Genomic DNA, 20480 nt, shown 5'->3' on the forward strand with positions numbered 1-20480 from the left:
CGCTGGCCGCGTGCGTGATCACGGAAGCGACGACCCGGACGGCACGGCTCGGGGGGATGACTCGGGCGTGAGGACTCGGCCGTGACGGCTCGGACGGGGCGTCACGGACATGACGGCATGGACCTGAGGACACGGATCCGACGACACGGATCCGACGACACGGATCCGATGACACGAATCTGATTACACGGACGGGACGACAGGGGGGTGAGCGATGACGGGGATCCAGGAGAGCGGGCGGTCGGGTGGCGACGCGCGGTGGCCGCTGCTGCTCGGGGTGCGGCATCACGGACCCGGATCGGCGCGGGCGGTGCGGGCGGCGCTGGAGGCCGCCCGGCCGCGGACCGTGCTGATCGAGGGCCCGCCCGAGGCCGACCCGCTGATCCCCCTCGCCGCCGGGCGGGACATGCGGCCGCCGGTCGCGCTGCTCGCCCACGCCGTCGACGAGCCGGGACGCTCGGCGTTCTGGCCGATGGCCGAGTTCTCCCCCGAGTGGGTGGCGCTGCGCTGGGCGCTGGAGCGGGGCGTTCCGGCCCGCTTCATCGACCTGCCCGCCGCCCACACCCTGGCCTGGGAAGGCCGGGCGGAGGCCGAGGACGGACCGGCCGTGGAGGAACGGAGCGACGCGCCGGGCGGTGCACTGCGCATCGATCCGCTCGGCGCGCTGGCCGAGGCCGCCGGGTACGACGACGCCGAACGCTGGTGGGAGGACGTCGTCGAGCACCGGGGCGCAGGCGAGCGGGACCCGCTCGCACCCTTCGCCGCCGTCGAGGAGGCGATGACGGCGGTGCGGGAGACGTACGAGGGCGCGGAAGGGGACCGCGACCTGGTGCGGGAGGCGCATATGCGGCTCCGAGTGCGGGCGGCGCAGCGGGAGTTCGGGGACGGCGGCGTGGCCGTGGTGTGCGGGGCCTGGCATGTGCCGGCCCTGCGCCGCAAGGCCGCCGTCACCGACGACCGGGCCCTGCTGAAGGGGCTCGCCAAGGTCAGGGCCGAGCTGACCTGGGTGCCGTGGAACCACCGCAGGCTGGCCCGGGACGGGGGATACGGGGCGGGCATCGACTCGCCCGGCTGGTACGCGCACCTGTTCGGTGCGCCGGACCGGCCGGTCGAGCGGTGGCTGACCAAGGTGGCCGGGCTGCTGCGGGCCGAGGACCGGATCGTGTCCCCGGCGCATGTCATCGAGGCGGTCCGGCTCGCCGAGACGCTCGCCGTACTGCGCGGCCGTCCGCTGGCCGGACTGAGCGAGACCACCGACGCGGTGCGGGCCGTGCTGGGCGACGGGTCGGACGTGCCGCTGGCGCTGGTGCGGGACCGGCTCGTGGTCGGGGACGTGCTCGGGGAGGTACCGGCCGGCGCGCCCGCGGTGCCGCTGCAGCGCGACCTCGACCGGGCCCAGCGGCGGCTGCGGCTGAAGCCGGAGGCGGCGGAGCGGGAGGCGGAGCTCGATCTGCGCAAGGACACCGACGCCGGGCGCAGCAGACTGCTGCACCGGCTGCGGCTGCTGGGCGTGCCCTGGGGCGAACCGGTGGCCTCGCGGGGCAGTACGGGGACCTTCCGGGAGACCTGGCGGCTGCGCTGGGAACCGGAACTGTCCGTGCGGGTCGCCGAGGCGGGCGTGTGGGGGACGACCGTAGGGGCCGCGGCGACCGCCAGGGCCGAGGCGGACGCCGTGTCTGCGCGTGACCTCGCCGAGGTGACCGCGCTCGCCGAACGCTGTCTGGCGGCCGGTCTCCCGGACGCGCTGTCCGTCGTGATGCGGGTCCTCGCCGACCGGGCGGCGCTCGACACGGACGTCGGCCGGCTCGCCGAGGCACTGCCCGCCCTGGTCCGCTCGCTGCGCTACGGCGACGTGCGCGGCACCGACACCGGCGCGCTGGCGGAGGTCGCCACCGGTCTCGCCGAACGGATCTTCGTCGGTCTGCCCCCGGCCTGCACCGGCCTGGACGCGGACGCGGCGGAGGAGATGCGGCGTCATGTGGACGCGGTGCACGGGGCGGTGGGGCTGCTGGAGGAGACGGCGGCACCGGGCGCCGACGGGATCACCCCGGCCGCGGACGGCCCGCTCGCGCACCGCGCCGATCTGCGGGCGCGCTGGCGGGCGGTGTTGAGGGTGCTGTCCGGGCGGGACCGGGTCGCGGGCGTCGTACGGGGGCGTGCGGTGCGGCTGCTGCTCGACGACGGGGAGGTGGGGCAGGAGGAGGCGGCCCGGCTCATGGGGCTCGCGCTGTCGCCGGGGACACCGCCGGGGGACGCGGCCGCGTGGATCGAGGGCTTCGTCGGCGGCGGTTCGGGGGGAGGGCTGCTGCTCGTGCACGACGAGCGGCTGCTCGCGCTGGTGGACGGCTGGCTCACGGGGGTGCCGGCGGAGGCGTTCACAGATGTGCTGCCGCTGCTGCGGCGGACGTTCTCGGCGTATGAGCCGGGGGTGCGCAGAGCGCTCGGTGAACTGGTCCGGCGGGGGCCGGGGAAGCGGGCGGGCGCGGTGCGGCCGGGGGCGGGCGTGCCCGGGTTCGCGGCCGGGCTGGACGAGGAGCGGGCGGGCGCGGTGCTGCCGGTGGTGCGGCTGCTGCTGGGGCTGGACGGCACCGACGGCTCCTCCGGTGACACCTCCAGACGCACCTCCGACCACCCAACCGGCGACACCTCCGAGCACCCGTCCGGTGACGGCCCCGACGGCCCCGACGGCCGCGTTGACGGTGGCATTGGCGGTGGCTTTGACGGTGGCTTTGACGGTGGCTTTGACGGTAGTTCCGATGGCGATCTGGCAGGGGTGGGCGGATGACGGTCGAGGCGGGTGGCGCGGCTCAGGAGCGGCTGCGGCGGTGGCGGCTGGTGCTCGGCGGGGACGGGGCGGACGGGACCGGGCGGGAGCTGTCCGGGCGGGACGCCGCGATGGACGGGGCGCTCACCGCGCTCTACGGGACGGCGGAGCGACCGGCGGCGGGACGGGACCGTTCGGCGGGGCTCGGGGCGTCGGCGCCGTCCGTGGCGCGCTGGCTCGGGGACATCCGGACGTACTTCCCCACCTCCGTCGTGCAGGTGATGCAGCGTGACGCCATCGACCGGCTCGGGCTGTCGGCGCTGCTGCTGGAGCCGGAGATGCTGGAGGCGGTCGAGGCCGACGTCCATCTCGTCGGCACGCTGCTCTCGCTCAGCCAGGCGATGCCGGAGACGGTGAAGGAGACGGCGCGGGCCGTCGTGCGCAAGGTGGTCGAGGACCTGGAGAAGCGGCTCGCCACCCGGACCCGGGCCGGTCTCACCGGTGCCCTGGACCGCAGTGCCCGTGTCCACCGGCCACGCCACCACGACATCGACTGGAACCGCACCATCGCCGCCAACCTCAGGCACTACCTGCCCGAGCACGGGACGGTCGTGCCGGAGCGGCTGGTGGGACACGGGCGGGCGGCGCGGTCCGTGAAGAAGGAGGTCGTCCTCTGCGTCGACCAGTCGGGATCGATGGCGGCCTCCGTGGTGCACGCCTCCGTGTTCGGGGCGGTGCTCGCCTCCCTGCGGTCCCTCGACACCCGGCTCGTCGTCTTCGACACGGCCGTCGTCGACCTCACCGACCGGCTGGCCGATCCGGTCGACGTCCTCTTCGGCACCCGCCTCGGCGGCGGTACGGACATCAACCGGGCGCTCGCCTACTGCCAGTCGCGGATCACCCGGCCCGCCGAGACGGTCGTCGTGCTGATCAGCGACCTGTACGAGGGCGGCATACGCGACGAGATGCTGAAGCGGGTCGCGGCCATGAAGGCGTCGGGCGTGCAGTTCGTGGCGCTGCTCGCGCTGTCGGACGAGGGGGCTCCGGCCTACGACCGGGAGCACGCCGCCGCGCTCGCGGCGCTGGGCGCACCGGCGTTCGCCTGCACCCCCGACCTGTTCCCGGAGGTGATGGCGGCGGCGATCGAGAAGCGTCCGCTTCCCGTGCCGGACGCCGTGTGACTCCCGCGACATCCGCGTCCGCAAAAGGGACATGGGGCATACGGGAGTTGCGTCACCACGGGACGCGCGTGCAAGGATCGGCGCACGTTCGCTCGCACGTTCTCCGACGTGTTCGCTCACATGTTCCTCGCACGGGAGGATCCTCCCTTCTTGACCTTGCCCGCCGTTCTGCCTGGTGCCGTTCTGCGCGTTCTGCGTGAGGCGGTCGGGCGGCGTGCGCTGCAACTGGCGCTGCTGGTAGGCGGGTTGGTCGCGTTCGGCGTTCTCTGTGGAGGACAGGCGCAGGCGGCGGAGGGCACGCAGACGGATGTGACGGCCGTTCTTTCAGGGACGGCCGAGGCTCAGGTTTCGGTTGAGGCGCCGGTTCAGGTTTCGGTCCAGGTTCCGGTTCCGGTTCCGGCCTCCCTTCCGGCGGTGCATGCCGACCGTGTCCTGGGGCCCGTTCGCGAGGTCGTGACAGCGGTGACCGAGCAGGTGGCACAGGCCACTTCGGATCTGCCCGTCCTGTCGGACCTGCCGGCCCTTCCCGTCCTGTCGGAGCTGCCGGATCCGACGGAGGGCCTGCCGGACGGCTCCGAGCCGTCCTCCGACCCGGCGCAGCCCCTTCCCGTGCCGGTCACCCAGGCGCCCGCGCCGGACTCCCCGGTGACCTCGTCGCCCGACTGGCACCGGTCCCGGCACGTCTCCCCGCGGCACGAGGCGGCCGACGCGGCCATGGTGTCGTACGGGCCCGTGCGCCCCGCCGTCCTCGGTGGCGCGGCCGGTCTGCGTGCGGTCGCGCACCACGACCCGGCGCCCGCCCGCGCCGGGCAGGCTCCCGCGCACCGGGCCCCGGGCGGCGTGCCCAGCGGTCTGCTGGGCGGTTCCTCCGCGCTAGACGGCGGCGCGTCGCGGCACGGCGACGCGCATGCCGTGACCGCGTCCCACCGGATCGCGGTGCCGCTGGTGGCCGGCGGTGCAGAGCGCTCGGACGCCGCCGGGACCCGGGACAGGCACCGGGACGTTCCGGTCTTCCCCGGCTAGGACCGGGCAGCCCTTCCCTCGTCGCAGACCTGCCGCGCGGGGGTGGAACAGGTCTGCCCACCCGCCCGGAGCCCTCTCGCTCCGGCGCCGGAACGTCCCTCAGCCTTCCGAAGCCTCGGAACCCCCATAAGGATCTGACGTACGCATGGACAAGAACATCCGCCGTTTCCCCGTTGCCACCGACGTGACCTCGACGATCACGGACAACGCCCCCGTCACCCACATCAGGTCCAGGGCCGCGGCCCGGGCGCGGAGCGGTGCCGTCCAGGTCATCCTGGGCGCCCGGGCCGCCCGAGCGGACCAGGCACTGCGGGCGGCCGGCCGCAAGCCGCTCTCCACCTTCGCCCTGATGGCCTCCATCGCCCCCGTCTTCCCCGCAGCCCCCGTCTTCCCCGCAGCCACCGCCGTCCCTGCCGTCCCTGTGATCGACGAGGTGCGGCCCTACGCCGATGGGACCGCCGGTGCCGTCAGCGGCGTCAGCGGCGTCAGCGCCGTCGAGCGGTGCGCGCACGGCCTGACCGGGCGGACGGACGACCCGGCGTACGGCGTCTGAGCGCTCCGCCGGCGTTTCCCCCGAGCGCCCTCTCGGCGCTCCCCGTTCTCTCCGTGATGTGACGCTCCCGGATGGCCGAAAGCCGTCGGACGGTCCGGGCGGAGCCTCGTGGAGGAGGGCGAGGGATCCCCATCGGGGTGGGGATCGCTCGCCCCCGGCCCCTCGAAGGGCTGGTCAAGGGGCCTCACCGGGTCGACCCCAACCCGGTGAGGCCCCGCACGCGCGACACTGCGTGCCAGTGAGCGCGACATCATGTGACAGGTATCACCGCTCAGGTGTGACCCGCGATTTAGAGGCCCCCCGCAAGCAGCGATAACCTGCGAGACGGACATGCCGCGCGCTCGGACACCGTGTGCGCCTCCCCTGTGACACATGCGGACGTCACGTTGCCCATCGCGGCACGCCCACGCATCCAACGAACCGCGAGATCACTGATAGGGACGGAAGCGCGTGGACCTGTTCGAGTACCAGGCGAGGGACCTCTTCGCCAAGCACGATGTACCGGTGCTGGCCGGTGAAGTCATCGACACGCCTGAGGCGGCCCGCGCAGCCACCGAGCGTCTCGGTGGCAAGTCCGTCGTCAAGGCCCAGGTGAAGGTCGGCGGCCGTGGCAAGGCCGGTGGCGTGAAGCTCGCCGCCACCGCCGACGAGGCGGTCGAGCACGCGACCAACATCCTCGGCATGGACATCAAGGGCCACACGGTCCACAAGGTGATGATCGCCGAGACGGCTCCGGAGATCGTGGAGGAGTACTACGTCTCCTTCCTCCTGGACCGTGCGAACCGCACCTTCCTCTCCATCGCGTCCGTCGAGGGCGGCATGGAGATCGAGGAGGTGGCGGAGACCCGCCCCGAGGCCGTCGCCAAGACGCCGATCGACGCCAACGTCGGCGTGACCCCCGAGGTCGCCCGCCAGATCGTCGAGGCCGCGAACTTCCCGGCCGAGGTCGCCGACAAGGTCGAGAACGTCCTGGTCACCCTGTGGAAGACCTTCGTCGAGGAGGACGCCCTCCTGGTCGAGGTCAACCCGCTGGCGAAGGTCGCCTCCGGTGACGTCATCGCCCTCGACGGCAAGGTCTCCCTGGACGAGAACGCCGAGTTCCGTCAGCCCGAGCACGAGGCGCTCCAGGACAAGGACTCCGCGAACCCGCTGGAGGCCGCCGCCAAGGAGAAGAACCTCAACTACGTCAAGCTCGACGGCGAGGTCGGCATCATCGGCAACGGCGCGGGTCTCGTCATGAGCACCCTCGACGTGGTCGCGTACGCCGGTGAGAACCACGGTGGCGTCAAGCCCGCCAACTTCCTCGACATCGGCGGCGGCGCCTCCGCGGCCGTCATGGCGAACGGCCTGGAGATCATCCTCGGCGACCCGGACGTCAAGTCCGTCTTCGTCAACGTCTTCGGCGGCATCACCGCGTGCGACGAGGTCGCCAACGGCATCGTCCAGGCGCTGAAGCTCCTGGAGGACCGCGGCGAGGACGTCACCAAGCCGCTCGTCGTGCGTCTGGACGGCAACAACGCCGAGCTGGGTCGTCAGATCCTCTCCGACGCCAACCACCCGCTGGTCCAGCGCGTGGACACCATGGACGGCGCGGCCGACAAGGCCGCCGAGCTCGCGGCTGCGAAGTAAGGGACGAGGGACACCACAGCCATGGCTATCTTCCTCAACAAGGACAGCAAGGTCATCGTCCAGGGCATGACCGGTGCCACGGGCATGAAGCACACCAAGCTCATGCTGGCCGACGGCACGAACATCGTCGGCGGCGTGAACCCCCGCAAGGCCGGCACGTCCGTCGACATCGACGGCAACGAGATCCCGGTCTTCGGCACGGTCGCCGAGGCCATGGAGAAGACGGGCGCCAACGTGTCCGTGCTCTTCGTGCCGCCGGCCTTCGCCAAGGCCGCCGTCGTCGAGGCCATCGACGCCGAGATCCCGCTCGCGGTCGTCATCACCGAGGGCATCGCCGTCCACGACTCGGCCGCGTTCTACGCGTACGCCGTGTCCAAGGGCGACAAGACCCGGATCATCGGCCCGAACTGCCCGGGTCTCATCACCCCCGGCCAGTCGAACGCCGGCATCATCCCGGGCGACATCACCAAGCCGGGCCGTATCGGCCTGGTCTCGAAGTCCGGCACGCTGACGTACCAGATGATGTACGAGCTCCGTGACATCGGCTTCTCGTCGGCGGTGGGCATCGGTGGCGACCCCGTCATCGGTACGACCCACATCGACGCGCTCGCCGCGTTCGAGGCCGACCCCGACACCGACCTGATCGTGATGATCGGTGAGATCGGCGGCGACGCCGAGGAGCGTGCCGCGGCCTTCATCAAGGACAACGTGAAGAAGCCGGTCGTCGGCTACGTCGCGGGCTTCACCGCGCCCGAGGGCAAGACCATGGGCCACGCCGGCGCCATCGTCTCCGGCTCCTCCGGTACGGCCGCCGCGAAGAAGGAGGCCCTCGAGGCCGCCGGCGTGAAGGTGGGCAAGACGCCCACCGAGACGGCGAAGCTGGCGCGCGAGATCCTCGCCGGCTGAACAGCTCCTGGCTGAACGCTTGTGGGCCCGTTCCCCGGATGGGGGGCGGGCCCACGGCGTTTCCCCGGGCCGGGCCCGGCCGGGCCGTCAGCGCGGCTGGGGTGCGAGGCGTTCGGGACCGCTCGCCGGGTTCGAGCGGAGCTTCTTCCGCAGTGCCGTCTGCTTCTTCGACAGGGTCCCCGGAGCCGCCTCCGGAGGGACTCCCCGGACCGTCTTGCCCGGGGGGACCGGCGGGTCGTACCGCGTGGGGGCCGTGTGCACGGTCAGGGCCGTCGCGCCGATGATCGCCACCGTGAAGGCGATCGCCGCCCGGGTCCAGAAGCGGGCGCGGGCCTCGCCGCCCGCCCGGACGGTCGCGGGGCGGGCCGCGCGCAGCCGTTGCGCCGAGGCCACCTCGGCGAGCCGCTCGTGCAGCGCGGCCGGATCGGCCAGCCGGGGGAGCGACGCGGCGAGGGTCCCCCGCGCGTGCAGCAGGCGGCGCGCGGTCGCCGGTGTGCTCGCCTCCGTCTCCGCCGCCGTCTCCGGCAGATCGAGGCCGACACCGTCGTAGAGGAGGACCGTACGGCGGTACGACGGCGGGAGCGTGAGGAGTACGGCGAGCAGCGCGCGGTCGGCGGCGTCGGCGGGCGGTGGTTCGGGCTGCCGGAAGCGGGGGCGGAACCGGTGCCAGGGGGAGAGCGCGTACTCGTGCGCGGCGGCCCGGACCCAGCTCGCCGGGTCACGGTCGACGGCCACCTCGGGCCAGCGCTGCCAGGCGAGTTGGAAGGCCCGTTCGACGGATTCCCGGGCGAGCTCGCGGCGGCCGCAGAGAAGGTAGGTCTGGCGTACGAGGGCGGGGGCGCAGAACGCGTACAGCGCGTCGAAGGCCTGAGCGGGCGTCAGCCGGGTGGAGAGGGAGGGAGCCGGGTTCTTCACGCGTACGCCTCCGGCTTGCGGCGGCGCCGGTAGCTGCTTCGTACGAAAAAGAACATAAACGTATATTGAGTGACACGGCGAGGGTTCGCCTGTTACGCCGGTAAAGCGCGTGTCGTTGGGACCATGGCGGGCGTGACGCCGTCTTCGCTCTCCTCCCGTCTGCGTGATCACTCACCGGGGCTCGTGGCCTCCATGCTGGGCGGGGTGCTGGCCGCCGGGCTGGGGCTCGCGGTGTTCGCCGTGCTGGTGATGGTGCTGTGGATCAGCTCGCCGTATCCGGACAGCGGGCCGGGCGGGGCGCTGCATGTCGCCGCCGCGCTGTGGCTGCTGGCGCACGGGGCGGAACTGGTGCGCACCGACACGCTGTCCGGGGTCCCCGCGCCGGTCGGGGTGACGCCGTTGCTGCTGCTGGTGCTGCCGGTGTGGCTGGTGCACCGGGCCGCCCGGGACGCGGTCGAGGGGGATGAGGAGAGCGAGGACGGGGGTGAGGGCGGGGGCGGGGGCGACGGTCGGGCCGAGCCGGTCGATCCGCGGACCGCCTGGGTGGGGGTCGTGGCCGGGTATCTCGGGGTGGGGATCGGGGCGGCCTGGTATGCCGCCGGGGGCGCGCTGCGGCCCTCGTGGGGGTGGACCGTGGTGGGTGTGCCGGCGGTGGCCGTGGTCGCGGCCGGGGTGGGGGTGTGGTCGGCGTGCGGGAGGCCGCTGGAGCTCTTCGGACGCGTGGTGCCCCGGCGGGACGGGGCGGAGTGGAATGCGGTGGCCGCGCGGGCGGCGGGCGCCGGGGCCGTGGCCCTGGTGGGGGGCGGGGCGTTGCTGGTGGCGGTGTCGTCGGTGTGGCACGCGGGCGCCGCCCGGGAGGCGTTCCTGCAGCTGACGGAGGGGTGGTCGGGGCGGTTCGCGGTGCTGCTGCTGTGTCTGGCGCTGGTGCCGAACGCGGCGGTGTGGGGGGCCGCGTACGCGGTGGGCCCTGGTTGTGTGCTGGGCGTGGGGCACGTGGTGTCGCCGCTGGGGTCCGATCCGGCGCCCTTGCTGCCGCCGTTCCCGCTGCTGGCGGCGGTGCCGGAGGCGGGGGCCGGGACGGTGTGGAACTGGGCGGCCGGGGTGGTGCCGGTGCTGGCCGGGGTGGTGGTGGGGGTGTTCGTGGGGAGCGCGGCGGCCGGGTCCGGCGGCGGGGTCGCTCAGGCGCCGGTGGAGGCGTGGTCGCGGTGGCGGACCGTTGGGGGAGTGGCCGCGGCGGGGGTGGGGTGCGGAGTGGTGATGGCTGTGCTCGGGGCGTTGGCCGGTGGGCCGTTGGGGGTGGGGGCGATGGCTCGGTTCGGGCCGGTGGGGTGGCAGATGGGGGGAGCGGCGGTGGTGTGGGTGGTGGGGGTGGGGGTGCCGGTGGGGCTGTGGGCGCGACGGCGGCGGGGGCGGGGGGTCAGGGAGTTCTCTTGGACGGAAGCGGGAGCCGTGGTCGGGCGGGAGGGGGACGCCGAGGTGCCGTCGGAGCCGGAGCCCGGGGGTGAGCCGTACGACTTCGACGTGGTGGAGGGCGGGGCGGAGCCGGACACGGGGGTGCCGTCGGGCGGGCCCGGGTGGCACGGGAAGGAGGCCCGGGAGGTCCGGTGGGCCGCGCTGCGGGAGGCGGCGGACGGCGAGGAGCCGCTTGTCCCGCCCCCGCCGGCGGGCTCCGCCCCCTTGACCCCCGATCGGCCCTGAAGGGGCCTCGTCCTCGAACGCCGGACGGGTCGAAAGGCGCAGCCCCTACGCGTTCGCGCCCAGGATGCCCTTCAGTTCCTTCGGGAGGAGGTCGCTGCAGGACTGCCGGGCCTCGTTGGTGAGGGCGTCCTTGGTGCAGGTGTAGTAGTCGCGGTAGACGAGTTGCGCGGTGAAGGTCATGGCCACCAGGGCGAGCGCCAGGGAGGCGGTGACCAGGCCGCTGATGGCGGCGGTCGTCTGGGGGCGGCCCGTGGGGGCGGCCGGGGTGTCGGGGTCGGGGGTGCGGGGCTTGGTGCGCAGCGCGCTGATGCCCCAGTTCAGGGCGAGGGCGCCGAGCAGCAGGGCCACGTACGGCCAGCCGAAGAGGGCGAAGAAGAAGGCCCACATGCCGGACAGCAGCGCGTACCGGGCGCGGCGCTGGGCCGGGTCGGTGGGGTCCCAGCGGGGGTTGGGCGGGGGGTTCGGGCCCTCCGGGCCACCGCCGCCGCCCGGGCGTTCGCCGAAGCCGCCGCCGTTGGACCGGCCGGGCTGCTGGTCGCTCCAGTGGCCGCCCCAGGGGGAGCGGCCGCCGTCGGGGGAGTCGCCCGCGCCGGGCGGCGGGCCCCAGGGGGCCGGGTTCTCGCCGCCGCCGTTCGCCGGGCGGCGGGGCTGCCAGGGGCGGTCGGGAGTGCCCTCGGGCGGCGGAGCGAAGGGGTTGTCCTCGTCGCCCTGGGGAGAACCGCCCTGGGGAGAGCCTTCCCGGGGTTTGTCGGACTCGGGAGGCGACGACGGGCGCTCGCGCAGCAGGGCGCCGCGCTCTCCCGGCACGGGCTGCGGGGGGAGCGGGTGGAGTCGCAGGCTGCGGTCCGGCATCAAGTGTGCGTCTTCCCCTAGGTGATACGACGGTCCAGCTTCGGCTTTCGGTGAGCTCTCGAAGGAGGAACGCACCGCGCGGGCACCGCGTTCCCGGTGCCACTCCTCGCAGACGCTACCTTCCGGCCACGCCCCCGTCCCGTGGGGGCTGCCCCGTGTGCCGGTATCGTTGCTGACGGTCGGCTGCTTCGTAGGCTTCCCCGTATCCGGGGGCGCGATGCATTCGTACGAACGTACAAGTCGTACGTCGCATGTCGTCGCCGGCCGTGCGCAGCTGCTTCCCCGAGAAAGGGTTCTCCCCGTGGCCGCCAAGCCGTCCGTGGCCAAGCGCCTCGTCGTGCTGGTCTCCGGATCCGGTACGAATCTGCAGGCACTCCTCGACGAGATCGCCGCCACCGGCGCCGAGGCCTACGGGGCCGAGATCGTCGCCGTCGGAGCCGACCGGGACGGGATCGAGGGGCTCGCCCGCGCCGAGCGTGCCGGCATCCCCACCTTCGTGACCAAGGTCAGGGACCACGGCAGCCGGGAGGAGTGGGACGCCGCCCTCACCGGGGCCGTCGCCGCCCACGCGCCCGACCTCGTCGTCTCGGCCGGGTTCATGAAGATCGTGGGGAAGGAGTTCCTGGCCCGGTACGGGGGGCGGTTCGTCAACACGCACCCCGCGCTGCTGCCCAGCTTCCCCGGCGCGCACGGTGTGCGTGACGCGCTGGCGTACGGGGCCCGGGTCACGGGCTGCACCGTCCACTTCGTCGACGACGGTGTCGACACCGGACCGATCATCGCCCAGGGCGTGGTCGAGGTCCGGGACGAGGACGACGAGAGCGCTCTGCACGAGCGCATCAAGGACGTCGAGCGAAGGCTGCTCGTCGAGGTCGTGGGGCGGCTCGCCCGCAACGGCTATCGCATTGAGGGACGAAAGGTAGTTATCCAGTGACCGCCCAGACCGCAGAGAGCAGCTCCCAGCGGGCGATCCGGCGCGCGCTCGTCAGCGTGTACGACAAGACCGGACTCGAGGAGCTGGCCCATGGGCTGCACGAGGCCGGTGTCGAGCTGGTCTCGACCGGGTCCACCGCCTCCCGGATCGCCGCCGCCGGCGTCCCCGTCACCAAGGTCGAGGAGCTGACCGGCTTCCCCGAGTGCCTGGACGGCCGCGTCAAGACGCTGCACCCCAAGGTCCACGCGGGAATCCTCGCCGACCTGCGCCTCGACAGCCACCGTGAGCAGCTCACCGAGCTGGGTGTCGAGCCGTTCGACCTGGTCGTCGTCAACCTCTACCCGTTCCGCGAGACCGTCGCCTCCGGCGCCTCCGACGACGAGTGCGTGGAGCAGATCGACATCGGCGGCCCCTCGATGGTCCGTGCCGCGGCCAAGAACCACCCGTCGGTCGCCGTCGTCACCAGCCCCGCCCGCTACGGCGACGTCCTCGCCGCGGTGCAGGGCGGCGGCTTCGACCTCGCCGCCCGCAAGCGGCTCGCCGCCGAGGCCTTCCAGCACACCGCCGCCTACGACGTGGCGGTCGCCTCCTGGTTCGCCTCCTCCTACGCCCCCGTCGACGAGTCGGTCTTCCCCGACTTCCTCGGCGCCACCTGGGAGCGGGAGAACACCCTCCGCTACGGCGAGAACCCGCACCAGCCCGCCGCGCTCTACGTCGACGGCAGCGGCGCCGGCCTCGCCAGGGCCGAGCAGCTGCACGGCAAGGAGATGTCGTACAACAACTACACGGACACCGACGCCGCGCGCCGGGCCGCGTACGACCACGACGAGCCGTGCGTCGCGATCATCAAGCACGCCAACCCCTGCGGCATCGCGGTCGGCGCGGATGTCGCCGAGGCGCACCGCAAGGCGCACGCCTGCGACCCGCTGTCGGCCTTCGGCGGGGTCATCGCCGTCAACCGGCCCGTCAGCAAGGAGATGGCCGAGCAGGTCGCCGAGATCTTCACCGAGGTCATCGTCGCGCCCGACTACGAGGAGGGGGCGCTGGAGGCCCTCGCCAGGAAGAAGAACATCCGGGTGCTGAAGGCGCCGGGCGCCCCCGCCAACCCGGTGGAGGTCAAGCCCGTCGACGGCGGTGTCCTGCTCCAGGTCACCGACCGTCTCCAGGCCGAGGGCGACGACCCGGCGCACTGGACCCTGGCGACCGGCGAGGCCCTGGACGCCGCGGAGCTGGCCGAGCTGGCGTTCGCCTGGCGGGCCTGCCGGGCCGTGAAGTCCAACGCGATCCTGCTCGCCAAGGACGGCGCCTCCGTCGGCGTCGGCATGGGCCAGGTCAACCGGGTCGACTCCTGCAAGCTCGCCGTCGAGCGGGCCGGCGAGGAGCGGGCGCGCGGGTCGTACGTCGCCTCGGACGCGTTCTTCCCGTTCCCGGACAACATCGACGTCCTGGGCGCCGCCGGGGTCAAGGCCATTGTGCAGCCGGGCGGTTCGGTCCGTGACGAGCTGGTGGTCGAGGCCGCGCAGAAGGCGGGCATCACCATGTACTTCACCGGGACGCGGCACTTCTTCCACTGACCGGCGCATACGCGGAGGCGGGCGGTCCGGCATGCTGCCGGGCCGCCCGCCTCCGCGTACGGCGGCTCAGTAGCGCGGACGGTTGAACCAGTCGCCGCCCTTGATCATGCCCACCAGGATCGTGATGCCGAAGGCGAGCGAGATGATGCCGCCGAGGGCGCCCGCGGCGGCCGTCTGCGACAGGCCCTGCCCGATGTTGACGAGGCTGCCCAGGATCATCAGCGACGCGTAGATCATCGTGCCGATGCGGATGCCCCCGCGGCCGTTGCGCATCTTCACGCCCAGGAAGACCGACAGGCTGCCGAGTACCAGCATCAGCACGGCGACCCCGGCGACCACCCCGGTCACCAGGCCCGTGTCGTTCTCCGCGTTGCTCGCCACCGCGACGAGGATGCCGAAGATCACGGCGGCCAGGTACTGGAAGCCCGCCAGGATGAACAGCAGCACCCGGGCGGTGGTGACGATCCCCGGCATCTGCATCGGCATCTGCATGGGGTAGCCGTAGCCCTGCGGGACCGGCGGCGCCTGCGGGTAGCCCTGGCCCGGCTGGGGAGCGGTCGGGTAGCCCTGACCTGGCTGGGGAGCGGTCGGGTAGCCGTAACCGGGCTGGGGAGCGGTGGGGTAGGACGGGTAGCCGGGCTGCTGCGGCGGCTGGCCGGGCTGCGGCTGCTGGGGCGGGCCGTAGGGGTTGTTCGGGTCGCCGAAACTCATGGCGCTTCTTCCTCCGTCGGTCGTCGAGTGCAGGGGACGGCGGGCGGCGCACTGCGGAGGAAGATCAGAGATGCGGTGCGTCCCCCCGGTACTGCCCGCGCACTGTGACCTCAATCGTTCTGCAATGGCCGGTTTCTTGTCCAGTTACTTGTCGGCTCCTCGCCGGTGCGCCGCGCCCGTGGCGTTCCGGGGCCGGATTGGAACCGGGGGCCCGTCATCCGGGAGGATGGAGTCATGACCGCCCAGATTCTCGATGGCAAGGCCACCGCGGCCGAGATCAAGTCAGAGCTGGCCGCCCGTGTGGCGGCGCTGAAGGAGAAGGGCGTGACGCCCGGCCTCGGCACGATCCTGGTCGGGGACGACCCCGGCAGCCAGAAGTACGTCGCCGGCAAGCACCGCGACTGCGCGGAGGTCGGCATCGCCTCCATCCAGCGCGAACTGCCCGCCACGGCCACGCAGGAGGAGATCGAGGCGGTCGTCCGCGAGCTCAACGACGACCCCGCCTGCACCGGTTACATCGTCCAGCTCCCGCTGCCCCGCGGCATCGACGAGAACCGCATCCTGGAGCTGATGGACCCGGCGAAGGACGCCGACGGTCTGCACCCCATGAACCTCGGCCGCCTCGTCCTCAACGAGCCCGCCCCGCTGCCCTGCACCCCGAACGGCGTGCTCACCCTGCTGCGCCGCTTCGGCGTCGAGATCAAGGGCGCCGAGGTGGTGGTCGTCGGCCGCGGTGTCACCATCGGCCGCCCGATGCCGCTGCTGCTCACCCGCCGCAGCGAGAACGCGACCGTCACCCAGTGCCACACCGGCACCCGCGACCTCTCCGCGCACCTCAAGCGCGCGGACATCGTCGTGGCCGCCGCCGGCAGCGCCCATCTGATCCGCGCCGAGGACATCAAGCCGGGCGCGGCCGTCCTCGACGTCGGCGTCTCGCGCGACGCCGAGGGCAGGATCAAGGGCGATGTCCACCCGGACGTCCGCGAGGTCGCCGCCTGGATCTCCCCCAACCCCGGGGGCGTCGGCCCGATGACCCGTGCCCAGCTGCTCGTCAACGTGGTCGAGGCGGCGGAGCGCAGTGCCGACTGACGACATCCCCGGCGAGGCCGAGGACATCGAGGTGCGGGACCCCGTCGGCGCGCCGGACGCGGACGGCGTGCCCCGTCGGCACACCCGGCGCTTCCCGCTGTTCACCAAGGACACCGCGCGCCCCGAGGGCGCGGGGCGGGCCGCGGCCGGCGATGCGCTGGCCGCCCGGCAGTGGCCGATCATCGCCGTGCTGGCACTGGTCGCCGTCGGTCTGCTGGTGACCGCGTTCGACCAGTTCCGGGCGGGCACGATCGTGATCGGCGTCGGGCTGCTGACCGGGGCGGCCCTGCGGTGGCTGCTGCCGGGGGTGGGGATGCTCGCGGTGCGGTCGCGGTTCACCGACATCGCCACGTACGGGGTGCTGGGGGCGGTGATCGTGCTGCTGGCGCTGATGGCCCAGCCGGATCCCTGGATCCAGATCCCCTTCCTGAAGGACACGCTGCACTTCACCGTCAGCAGCTGACCCCGAGCGCGCACGCGGCCCGTCCTCTCCCCCGAGAAGGACGGGCCGCCGTGCGTCTCCACGCTGCCCCAGCGCGAAGCGGCCGTTCAACAGGGGGCCGAGGGCTGTGGCACGGAGGTGACCGTTCCGTGGCTGGCCCGCGCCCGGCGGCCGGGGCGGGAACCGGGCGGGCGTCCGGTGTCGTCCCGTCCATGGGATCGCGCAGGGATCTCGGCGGGATCGAGGAGGAGGTGGGCGGGATGGGCGCCTGGCAGCCGCTGCCCGACGGGCTGCCGCCGGAGGTACGGCACTTCGTGGAGCTGCTGCGGCAGCTCAAGGACGGCACCGGCCTGAGCCTCGCCTCGCTCGGTGCCCGCACCGCGTACAGCAAGTCGTCCTGGCAGCGCTATCTCAACGCCGTCCAGCCCCCGCCCCGGCAGGCCGTCGCCGCGCTGTGCCAGGTGGCCGGGCTGACCGGCGCGGACGCCGAACGCCACGTCGTGCGCTGGGAACTGGCCGTGGAGGCCTGGCCGCGCCCGGCCCCGGCGCACCCCGGCGAGGTGTACGAGGACGACCCCACCGTCCCCTGGTGGGAACGGCCGGACGGATCCGAGCCGGCCCGCCCCGCCGGACGGCTCCTCCTCCTCGCGGTCCTGCTGCTGCTCGCGCTGCTGCTGGCCGTGGTCGGCGGGGCCATGGCCTTCGGCTGAGACGCGTTCCGCGCGGGGCTCGTGCCGATACGTCGGCCGTTCGGGTTTGTGTCCCGAATCGTCTGGACATCGGGGCTAACGTGGCCGAAGGTACCGGGCGGAGGGAGGGGGCTCCATGGCTCGCTGGCGGGACCTGCCGGACGAACTCGATCCCCAGGTGCGGGAGTTCGCCGAGCTGCTGCGCCGGGTGGTGGACCGCGCCGGGCTGGGCCTCGGGGCGGTCGCGGACCGGACCGGGTACAGCAGGACCTCGTGGGAGAAGTACCTCGACGGCCGGCTGCTCGCCCCCAGGGGCGCGGTCGTCGCCCTGGCCGAGGTCACCGGCACCGCGTCGGCCGACCTCGTCACGGTCTGGACGTCGGCCGAACGGGCCTGGAACACGGCGCGGCTGCGGCAGGAGCGGACCGTGGACGACTCGCGGATCGTCCGGGCCCGGGCCGCGCCGGGAGGGTCCGGGCCGCCGCCCCGGCCGGCCGGGAGCGCCGAGGGAGCGGGGCGGGGGGCCCGTGCGCGGCGGCCGGTGCTGTACCTGGTCGCGGTGGTGGGGGTGCTGGTCCTCGCCGTGGGCGCGTTCCTGCTGACCGACGCGCTGGTCCCGGGGCGGACGGCGGACGCCTCCGGCTCGCCCTCGCCGTCGGCCCGGACGAGCCCCTCGCTGCCCCCGGGGGTCCTGTGCGCGGGCGCCGGCTGTACCGGCAAGGACGCCGAGCGGACGGGGTGCGCCGACGACCTGGTGACCACGGCGAGCAGCGCGGTGGTCGGGCCGGCCGTGGTCGAGGTCCGTTACAGCAGGACGTGCGGCGCGGCCTGGGGCCGGATCACCGGGGCGGTACCGGGGGACGTGGTCCGGGTGACCGTCGGCTCGCACGAGGAGACCGGCACCATCACCGGCACCGGCGAGACGATCGCGTACACCCCGATGATCGCCGTGAGCGATCCCGGCCGGGCGAAGGCCTGTGCGGTCCTGGCCTCGGGCGCGCAGGGGTGCACCGGCTAGAAAAAGGCCGGCACGGAGGAATACCCGCCTCCACCCTGGGCACGCGAACGGTACCCCCACGGGAGTCCGGCGCGACCCGGTACCCCCACCCGGCGGCCGCCCGGTTCCACCTCTCCCGGACCGGCGGCCGCCTCTTCCCGTGCCACGGGCGGGTCTGTGGGCCGGGCCACACCGCCCCGGCCGTCCGGGATCCCGGATGCGCGATAGCCTGACCGCTGAATGGATCTCTTGATACCAAGAGATCGATCATTTGTACGTCCCATCCGGGGCAGGGACGCCCCACCGACAGCTGTCATACGGAGAACGCCATGACCCGCACTCCCGTGAACGTCACCGTCACCGGCGCGGCCGGCCAGATCGGTTACGCCCTGCTCTTCCGCATCGCCTCCGGCCAGCTGCTCGGCGCGGACGTGCCGGTCAAGCTGCGCCTCCTGGAGATCACCCCCGCGCTCAAGGCCGCCGAGGGCACCGCCATGGAGCTCGACGACTGCGCGTTCCCGCTGCTCCAGGGCATCGACATCACCGACGACCCGAACGTCGCGTTCGACGGTGCCAACGTCGCCCTGCTCGTCGGTGCCCGCCCCCGCACCGCGGGCATGGAGCGCGGTGACCTCCTCTCCGCCAACGGCGGCATCTTCAAGCCGCAGGGCAAGGCCATCAACGACCACGCCGCGGACGACATCAAGGTCCTCGTGGTCGGCAACCCGGCCAACACCAACGCCCTGATCGCCCAGGCCGCCGCCCCGGACGTACCGGCCGAGCGCTTCACCGCGATGACCCGCCTCGACCACAACCGCGCGCTGACCCAGCTCGCGAAGAAGACGGGCTCGACGGTCGCCGACATCAAGCGGCTGACCATCTGGGGCAACCACTCCGCCACCCAGTACCCCGACATCTTCCACGCCACGGTCGCCGGCAAGAACGCCGCCGAGGTCGTCAGCGACGAGAAGTGGCTCGCGGAGGACTTCATCCCGACCGTCGCCAAGCGCGGTGCGGCCATCATCGAGGCCCGTGGCGCCTCCTCGGCCGCCTCCGCCGCCAACGCCGCGATCGACCACGTGCACACCTGGGTCAACGGCACCGCCGAGGGCGACTGGACCTCCATGGGCATCCCGTCGGACGGCTCCTACGGCGTCCCGGAGGGCCTGATCTCCTCCTTCCCGGTCACCACCAAGGACGGCGTGTACGAGATCGTCCAGGGCCTGGACATCAACGAGTTCTCGCGTGCGCGCATCGACGCGTCGGTGAAGGAGCTGGAGGAGGAGCGCGAGGCGGTGCGTGGCCTCGGCCTCATCTGAGTGGTTCTGTGACGGCCACGGGCCCCGTTCCGGTTGCGGAACGGGGCCCGTTCGCCGTGGGGCTACCGGCCGCGGCCGCGCCGGAGACGCCCCGGCCCGCGATGAGCACCGCCGGCTCGGTCGCGCAGGCGCTGGTCGCGGCGCAGGCGGCGAAGAGGGCCAGCCCCGTGAGCAGGGCGCCCTTGCGGCCGTAGCGGTCGCCGAGCGCGCCGGCCGGGACGAGCGGACCGGCGAAGACGATGACACAGGCGTCGACGGTCCACAGGATCTCGGTCCCGGAGGGGTGGCGCAGTGGTCACCGGGCGGGCGGTGACAGCCGCTTCTCGAACCAGTGGTCCGCGTACACATGGTCCACGTACGCCGGGATCTCCCGGTAGCCGCACGCCCGGTACATCGCCCGGGCCTCGGTGAGCGAGGCGTTGGTGTCGAGGCGTACGACGTCCGGCCCGCGGTCGGTCGCGGCGTGCTCCAGCCGGTCGAGGATCCGCCGGGCGAGGCCGAGCCGACGGGCGTCCGGGTCCACCCAGACGTGCTTGATCTCGCCGACGCCGGGCGCCGGCGTCCGCAGCCCTCCGCAGCCCACCGCGCGGCCCTCCTCGTACGCCACGAAGAACGCGCCGGCCGGGCCCGACACCTCCTCCGGGCCGACCAGGTCGGAGGTGTCGAAGGTGCCGAAGCGCGCGGTGAGTTCGGCGGCGTAGGCGTCGAGGCAGGCGCGGGCCTCGGGGGCGTGGCCGTCGACCGGCTCGACGGTGATGCCCGCCAGCCGCAGCAGCCGGCGGGCGCCGGCCATCGCGCCGGTCGGTTCCGCGCGCTGCTCCTCGGTGAGTCCGCCCAGCAGGTCCGCCGTGACCACGTCGGCGCGGCGGTTCTGCTCCTGGACCTCGACCCGCCCGGCCGGGGTCAGTTCGACCCCGGCGCAGCCGGTTGTCGTCCGGGGGCACACTGATCCGGATCATGCCCTGGGCCTCCAGGGACTTCGCCATCCGGCTCAGGTATCCGGCGTCCAGCCCCAGCCGGCCGCGCAGCTCGCGCAGCGAGACCCCGTCCCCGATCTCGAACAGCAGGCGGGCCTCGCCGAGCGGCCGGCCCTGGCCGAGGTAGTGGTCGTCGAGGACGCCGATCCGCCGGGTGAAGTAGCGATTGAACCGGCGGAAGGCCGCCACATGGTGAAACGGCCCCGTGAAGCGGCTCCGGAAAGTGA

At 73.4% G+C, this 20480-nt stretch carries 17 protein-coding genes and 2 pseudogenes; 14 read left to right on the plus strand and 5 right to left on the minus strand.

Annotated features, from left to right (window positions below):
- The first annotated feature begins 214 nt into the window (after nt 1–214).
- From ABZ490_RS18455 to sucD, 6 genes are all read left to right on the plus strand, one after another.
- Nucleotides 215–2785, plus strand: coding sequence for a DUF5682 family protein (locus ABZ490_RS18455; RefSeq protein WP_358990873.1), 2571 nt, complete (start codon nt 215–217; stop codon nt 2783–2785).
- Nucleotides 2782–3945 carry a VWA domain-containing protein gene (locus tag ABZ490_RS18460; protein ID WP_358990876.1) on the plus strand — a complete coding sequence of 388 codons (1164 nt, stop codon included), beginning with the start codon at nt 2782–2784 and terminating at the stop codon, nt 3943–3945. The genes ABZ490_RS18455 and ABZ490_RS18460 overlap by 4 nt, the downstream gene beginning before the upstream one ends.
- 462 nt (nt 3946–4407) lie before the next feature.
- Entirely contained in the window at nt 4408–4968 is a 561-nt protein-coding gene (locus ABZ490_RS18465) for a hypothetical protein (protein WP_358990879.1), read from the plus strand.
- A gap of 145 nt (nt 4969–5113) precedes the next feature.
- Nucleotides 5114–5521 carry a hypothetical protein gene (locus tag ABZ490_RS18470; RefSeq protein ID WP_358990881.1) on the plus strand — a complete coding sequence of 136 codons (408 nt, stop codon included), beginning with the start codon at nt 5114–5116 and terminating at the stop codon, nt 5519–5521.
- Between the two features lie 450 nt (nt 5522–5971).
- Entirely contained in the window at nt 5972–7150 is a 1179-nt protein-coding gene (gene sucC / locus ABZ490_RS18475) for an ADP-forming succinate--CoA ligase subunit beta (protein WP_358990884.1), read from the plus strand.
- Between the two features lie 21 nt (nt 7151–7171).
- Nucleotides 7172–8056, plus strand: a complete 885-nt coding sequence (gene sucD, locus ABZ490_RS18480; protein WP_358990887.1) for a succinate--CoA ligase subunit alpha — start codon at nt 7172–7174, stop codon at nt 8054–8056.
- A gap of 87 nt (nt 8057–8143) precedes the next feature.
- Here the strand turns inward: sucD and ABZ490_RS18485 are convergent, their stop codons facing one another.
- Entirely contained in the window at nt 8144–8971 is an 828-nt protein-coding gene (locus ABZ490_RS18485) for an RNA polymerase subunit sigma-70 (protein ID WP_358990889.1), read from the minus strand.
- 123 nt (nt 8972–9094) lie between these two features.
- On the opposite strand from ABZ490_RS18485, the gene ABZ490_RS18490 reads away from it, so the two are divergent.
- On the plus strand, nt 9095–10669 hold the full coding sequence (locus ABZ490_RS18490) for a DUF6350 family protein (protein WP_358990892.1): 1575 nt from the start codon (nt 9095–9097) through the stop codon (nt 10667–10669).
- Between the two features lie 45 nt (nt 10670–10714).
- Here the strand turns inward: ABZ490_RS18490 and ABZ490_RS18495 are convergent, their stop codons facing one another.
- Nucleotides 10715–11521 carry a hypothetical protein gene (locus tag ABZ490_RS18495; RefSeq protein ID WP_358990894.1) on the minus strand — a complete coding sequence of 269 codons (807 nt, stop codon included), beginning with the start codon at nt 11519–11521 and terminating at the stop codon, nt 10715–10717.
- 301 nt (nt 11522–11822) lie between these two features.
- Between ABZ490_RS18495 and purN the strand changes: the two genes are divergently transcribed.
- Both purN and purH read left to right on the plus strand, forming a co-directional pair.
- Entirely contained in the window at nt 11823–12455 is a 633-nt protein-coding gene (gene purN, locus ABZ490_RS18500) for a phosphoribosylglycinamide formyltransferase (RefSeq protein ID WP_358990897.1), read from the plus strand.
- Nucleotides 12452–14029 carry a bifunctional phosphoribosylaminoimidazolecarboxamide formyltransferase/IMP cyclohydrolase gene (purH, locus tag ABZ490_RS18505; protein WP_358990899.1) on the plus strand — a complete coding sequence of 526 codons (1578 nt, stop codon included), beginning with the start codon at nt 12452–12454 and terminating at the stop codon, nt 14027–14029. Before purN ends, purH begins: the two co-directional genes overlap by 4 nt.
- A 66-nt stretch (nt 14030–14095) precedes the next feature.
- Here purH and ABZ490_RS18510 read toward each other — a convergent pair whose 3' ends face one another.
- Nucleotides 14096–14740 carry a hypothetical protein gene (locus ABZ490_RS18510; RefSeq protein ID WP_358990902.1) on the minus strand — a complete coding sequence of 215 codons (645 nt, stop codon included), beginning with the start codon at nt 14738–14740 and terminating at the stop codon, nt 14096–14098.
- Between the two features lie 234 nt (nt 14741–14974).
- Between ABZ490_RS18510 and ABZ490_RS18515 the strand changes: the two genes are divergently transcribed.
- From ABZ490_RS18515 to ABZ490_RS18535, 5 genes are all read left to right on the plus strand, one after another.
- Complete coding sequence (locus tag ABZ490_RS18515; RefSeq protein ID WP_358990905.1) at nt 14975–15829, plus strand: bifunctional methylenetetrahydrofolate dehydrogenase/methenyltetrahydrofolate cyclohydrolase; 855 nt, start codon at nt 14975–14977, stop codon at nt 15827–15829.
- Entirely contained in the window at nt 15819–16292 is a 474-nt protein-coding gene (locus tag ABZ490_RS18520) for a DUF3017 domain-containing protein (RefSeq protein ID WP_358990908.1), read from the plus strand. Before ABZ490_RS18515 ends, ABZ490_RS18520 begins: the two co-directional genes overlap by 11 nt.
- A gap of 239 nt (nt 16293–16531) precedes the next feature.
- The gene (locus ABZ490_RS18525) at nt 16532–16981 is read left to right on the plus strand and encodes a helix-turn-helix transcriptional regulator (protein WP_358990960.1); all 450 of its coding nucleotides are present in this window, start codon (nt 16532–16534) and stop codon (nt 16979–16981) included.
- A 115-nt stretch (nt 16982–17096) separates the two neighbouring features.
- Nucleotides 17097–17978, plus strand: a complete 882-nt coding sequence (locus ABZ490_RS18530; protein ID WP_358990911.1) for a DUF2690 domain-containing protein — start codon at nt 17097–17099, stop codon at nt 17976–17978.
- Nucleotides 17979–18286: 308 nt separating this feature from the next.
- Nucleotides 18287–19276, plus strand: coding sequence for a malate dehydrogenase (locus ABZ490_RS18535; protein WP_358990914.1), 990 nt, complete (start codon nt 18287–18289; stop codon nt 19274–19276).
- Here the strand turns inward: ABZ490_RS18535 and ABZ490_RS18540 are convergent.
- Nucleotides 19272–19562 (minus strand): annotated as a pseudogene (locus tag ABZ490_RS18540) (MFS transporter); the annotation flags it as partial. The gene ABZ490_RS18535 and the pseudogene ABZ490_RS18540 overlap by 5 nt on opposite strands.
- A gap of 9 nt (nt 19563–19571) precedes the next feature.
- Nucleotides 19572–20442, minus strand: a pseudogene (locus tag ABZ490_RS18545) (bifunctional helix-turn-helix transcriptional regulator/GNAT family N-acetyltransferase).
- Between the last annotated feature and the right edge of the window lie 38 nt (nt 20443–20480).

Source organism: Streptomyces sp. NPDC005811 (assembly GCF_040630405.1).
In the GTDB taxonomy this organism is placed as follows: domain Bacteria; phylum Actinomycetota; class Actinomycetes; order Streptomycetales; family Streptomycetaceae; genus Streptomyces.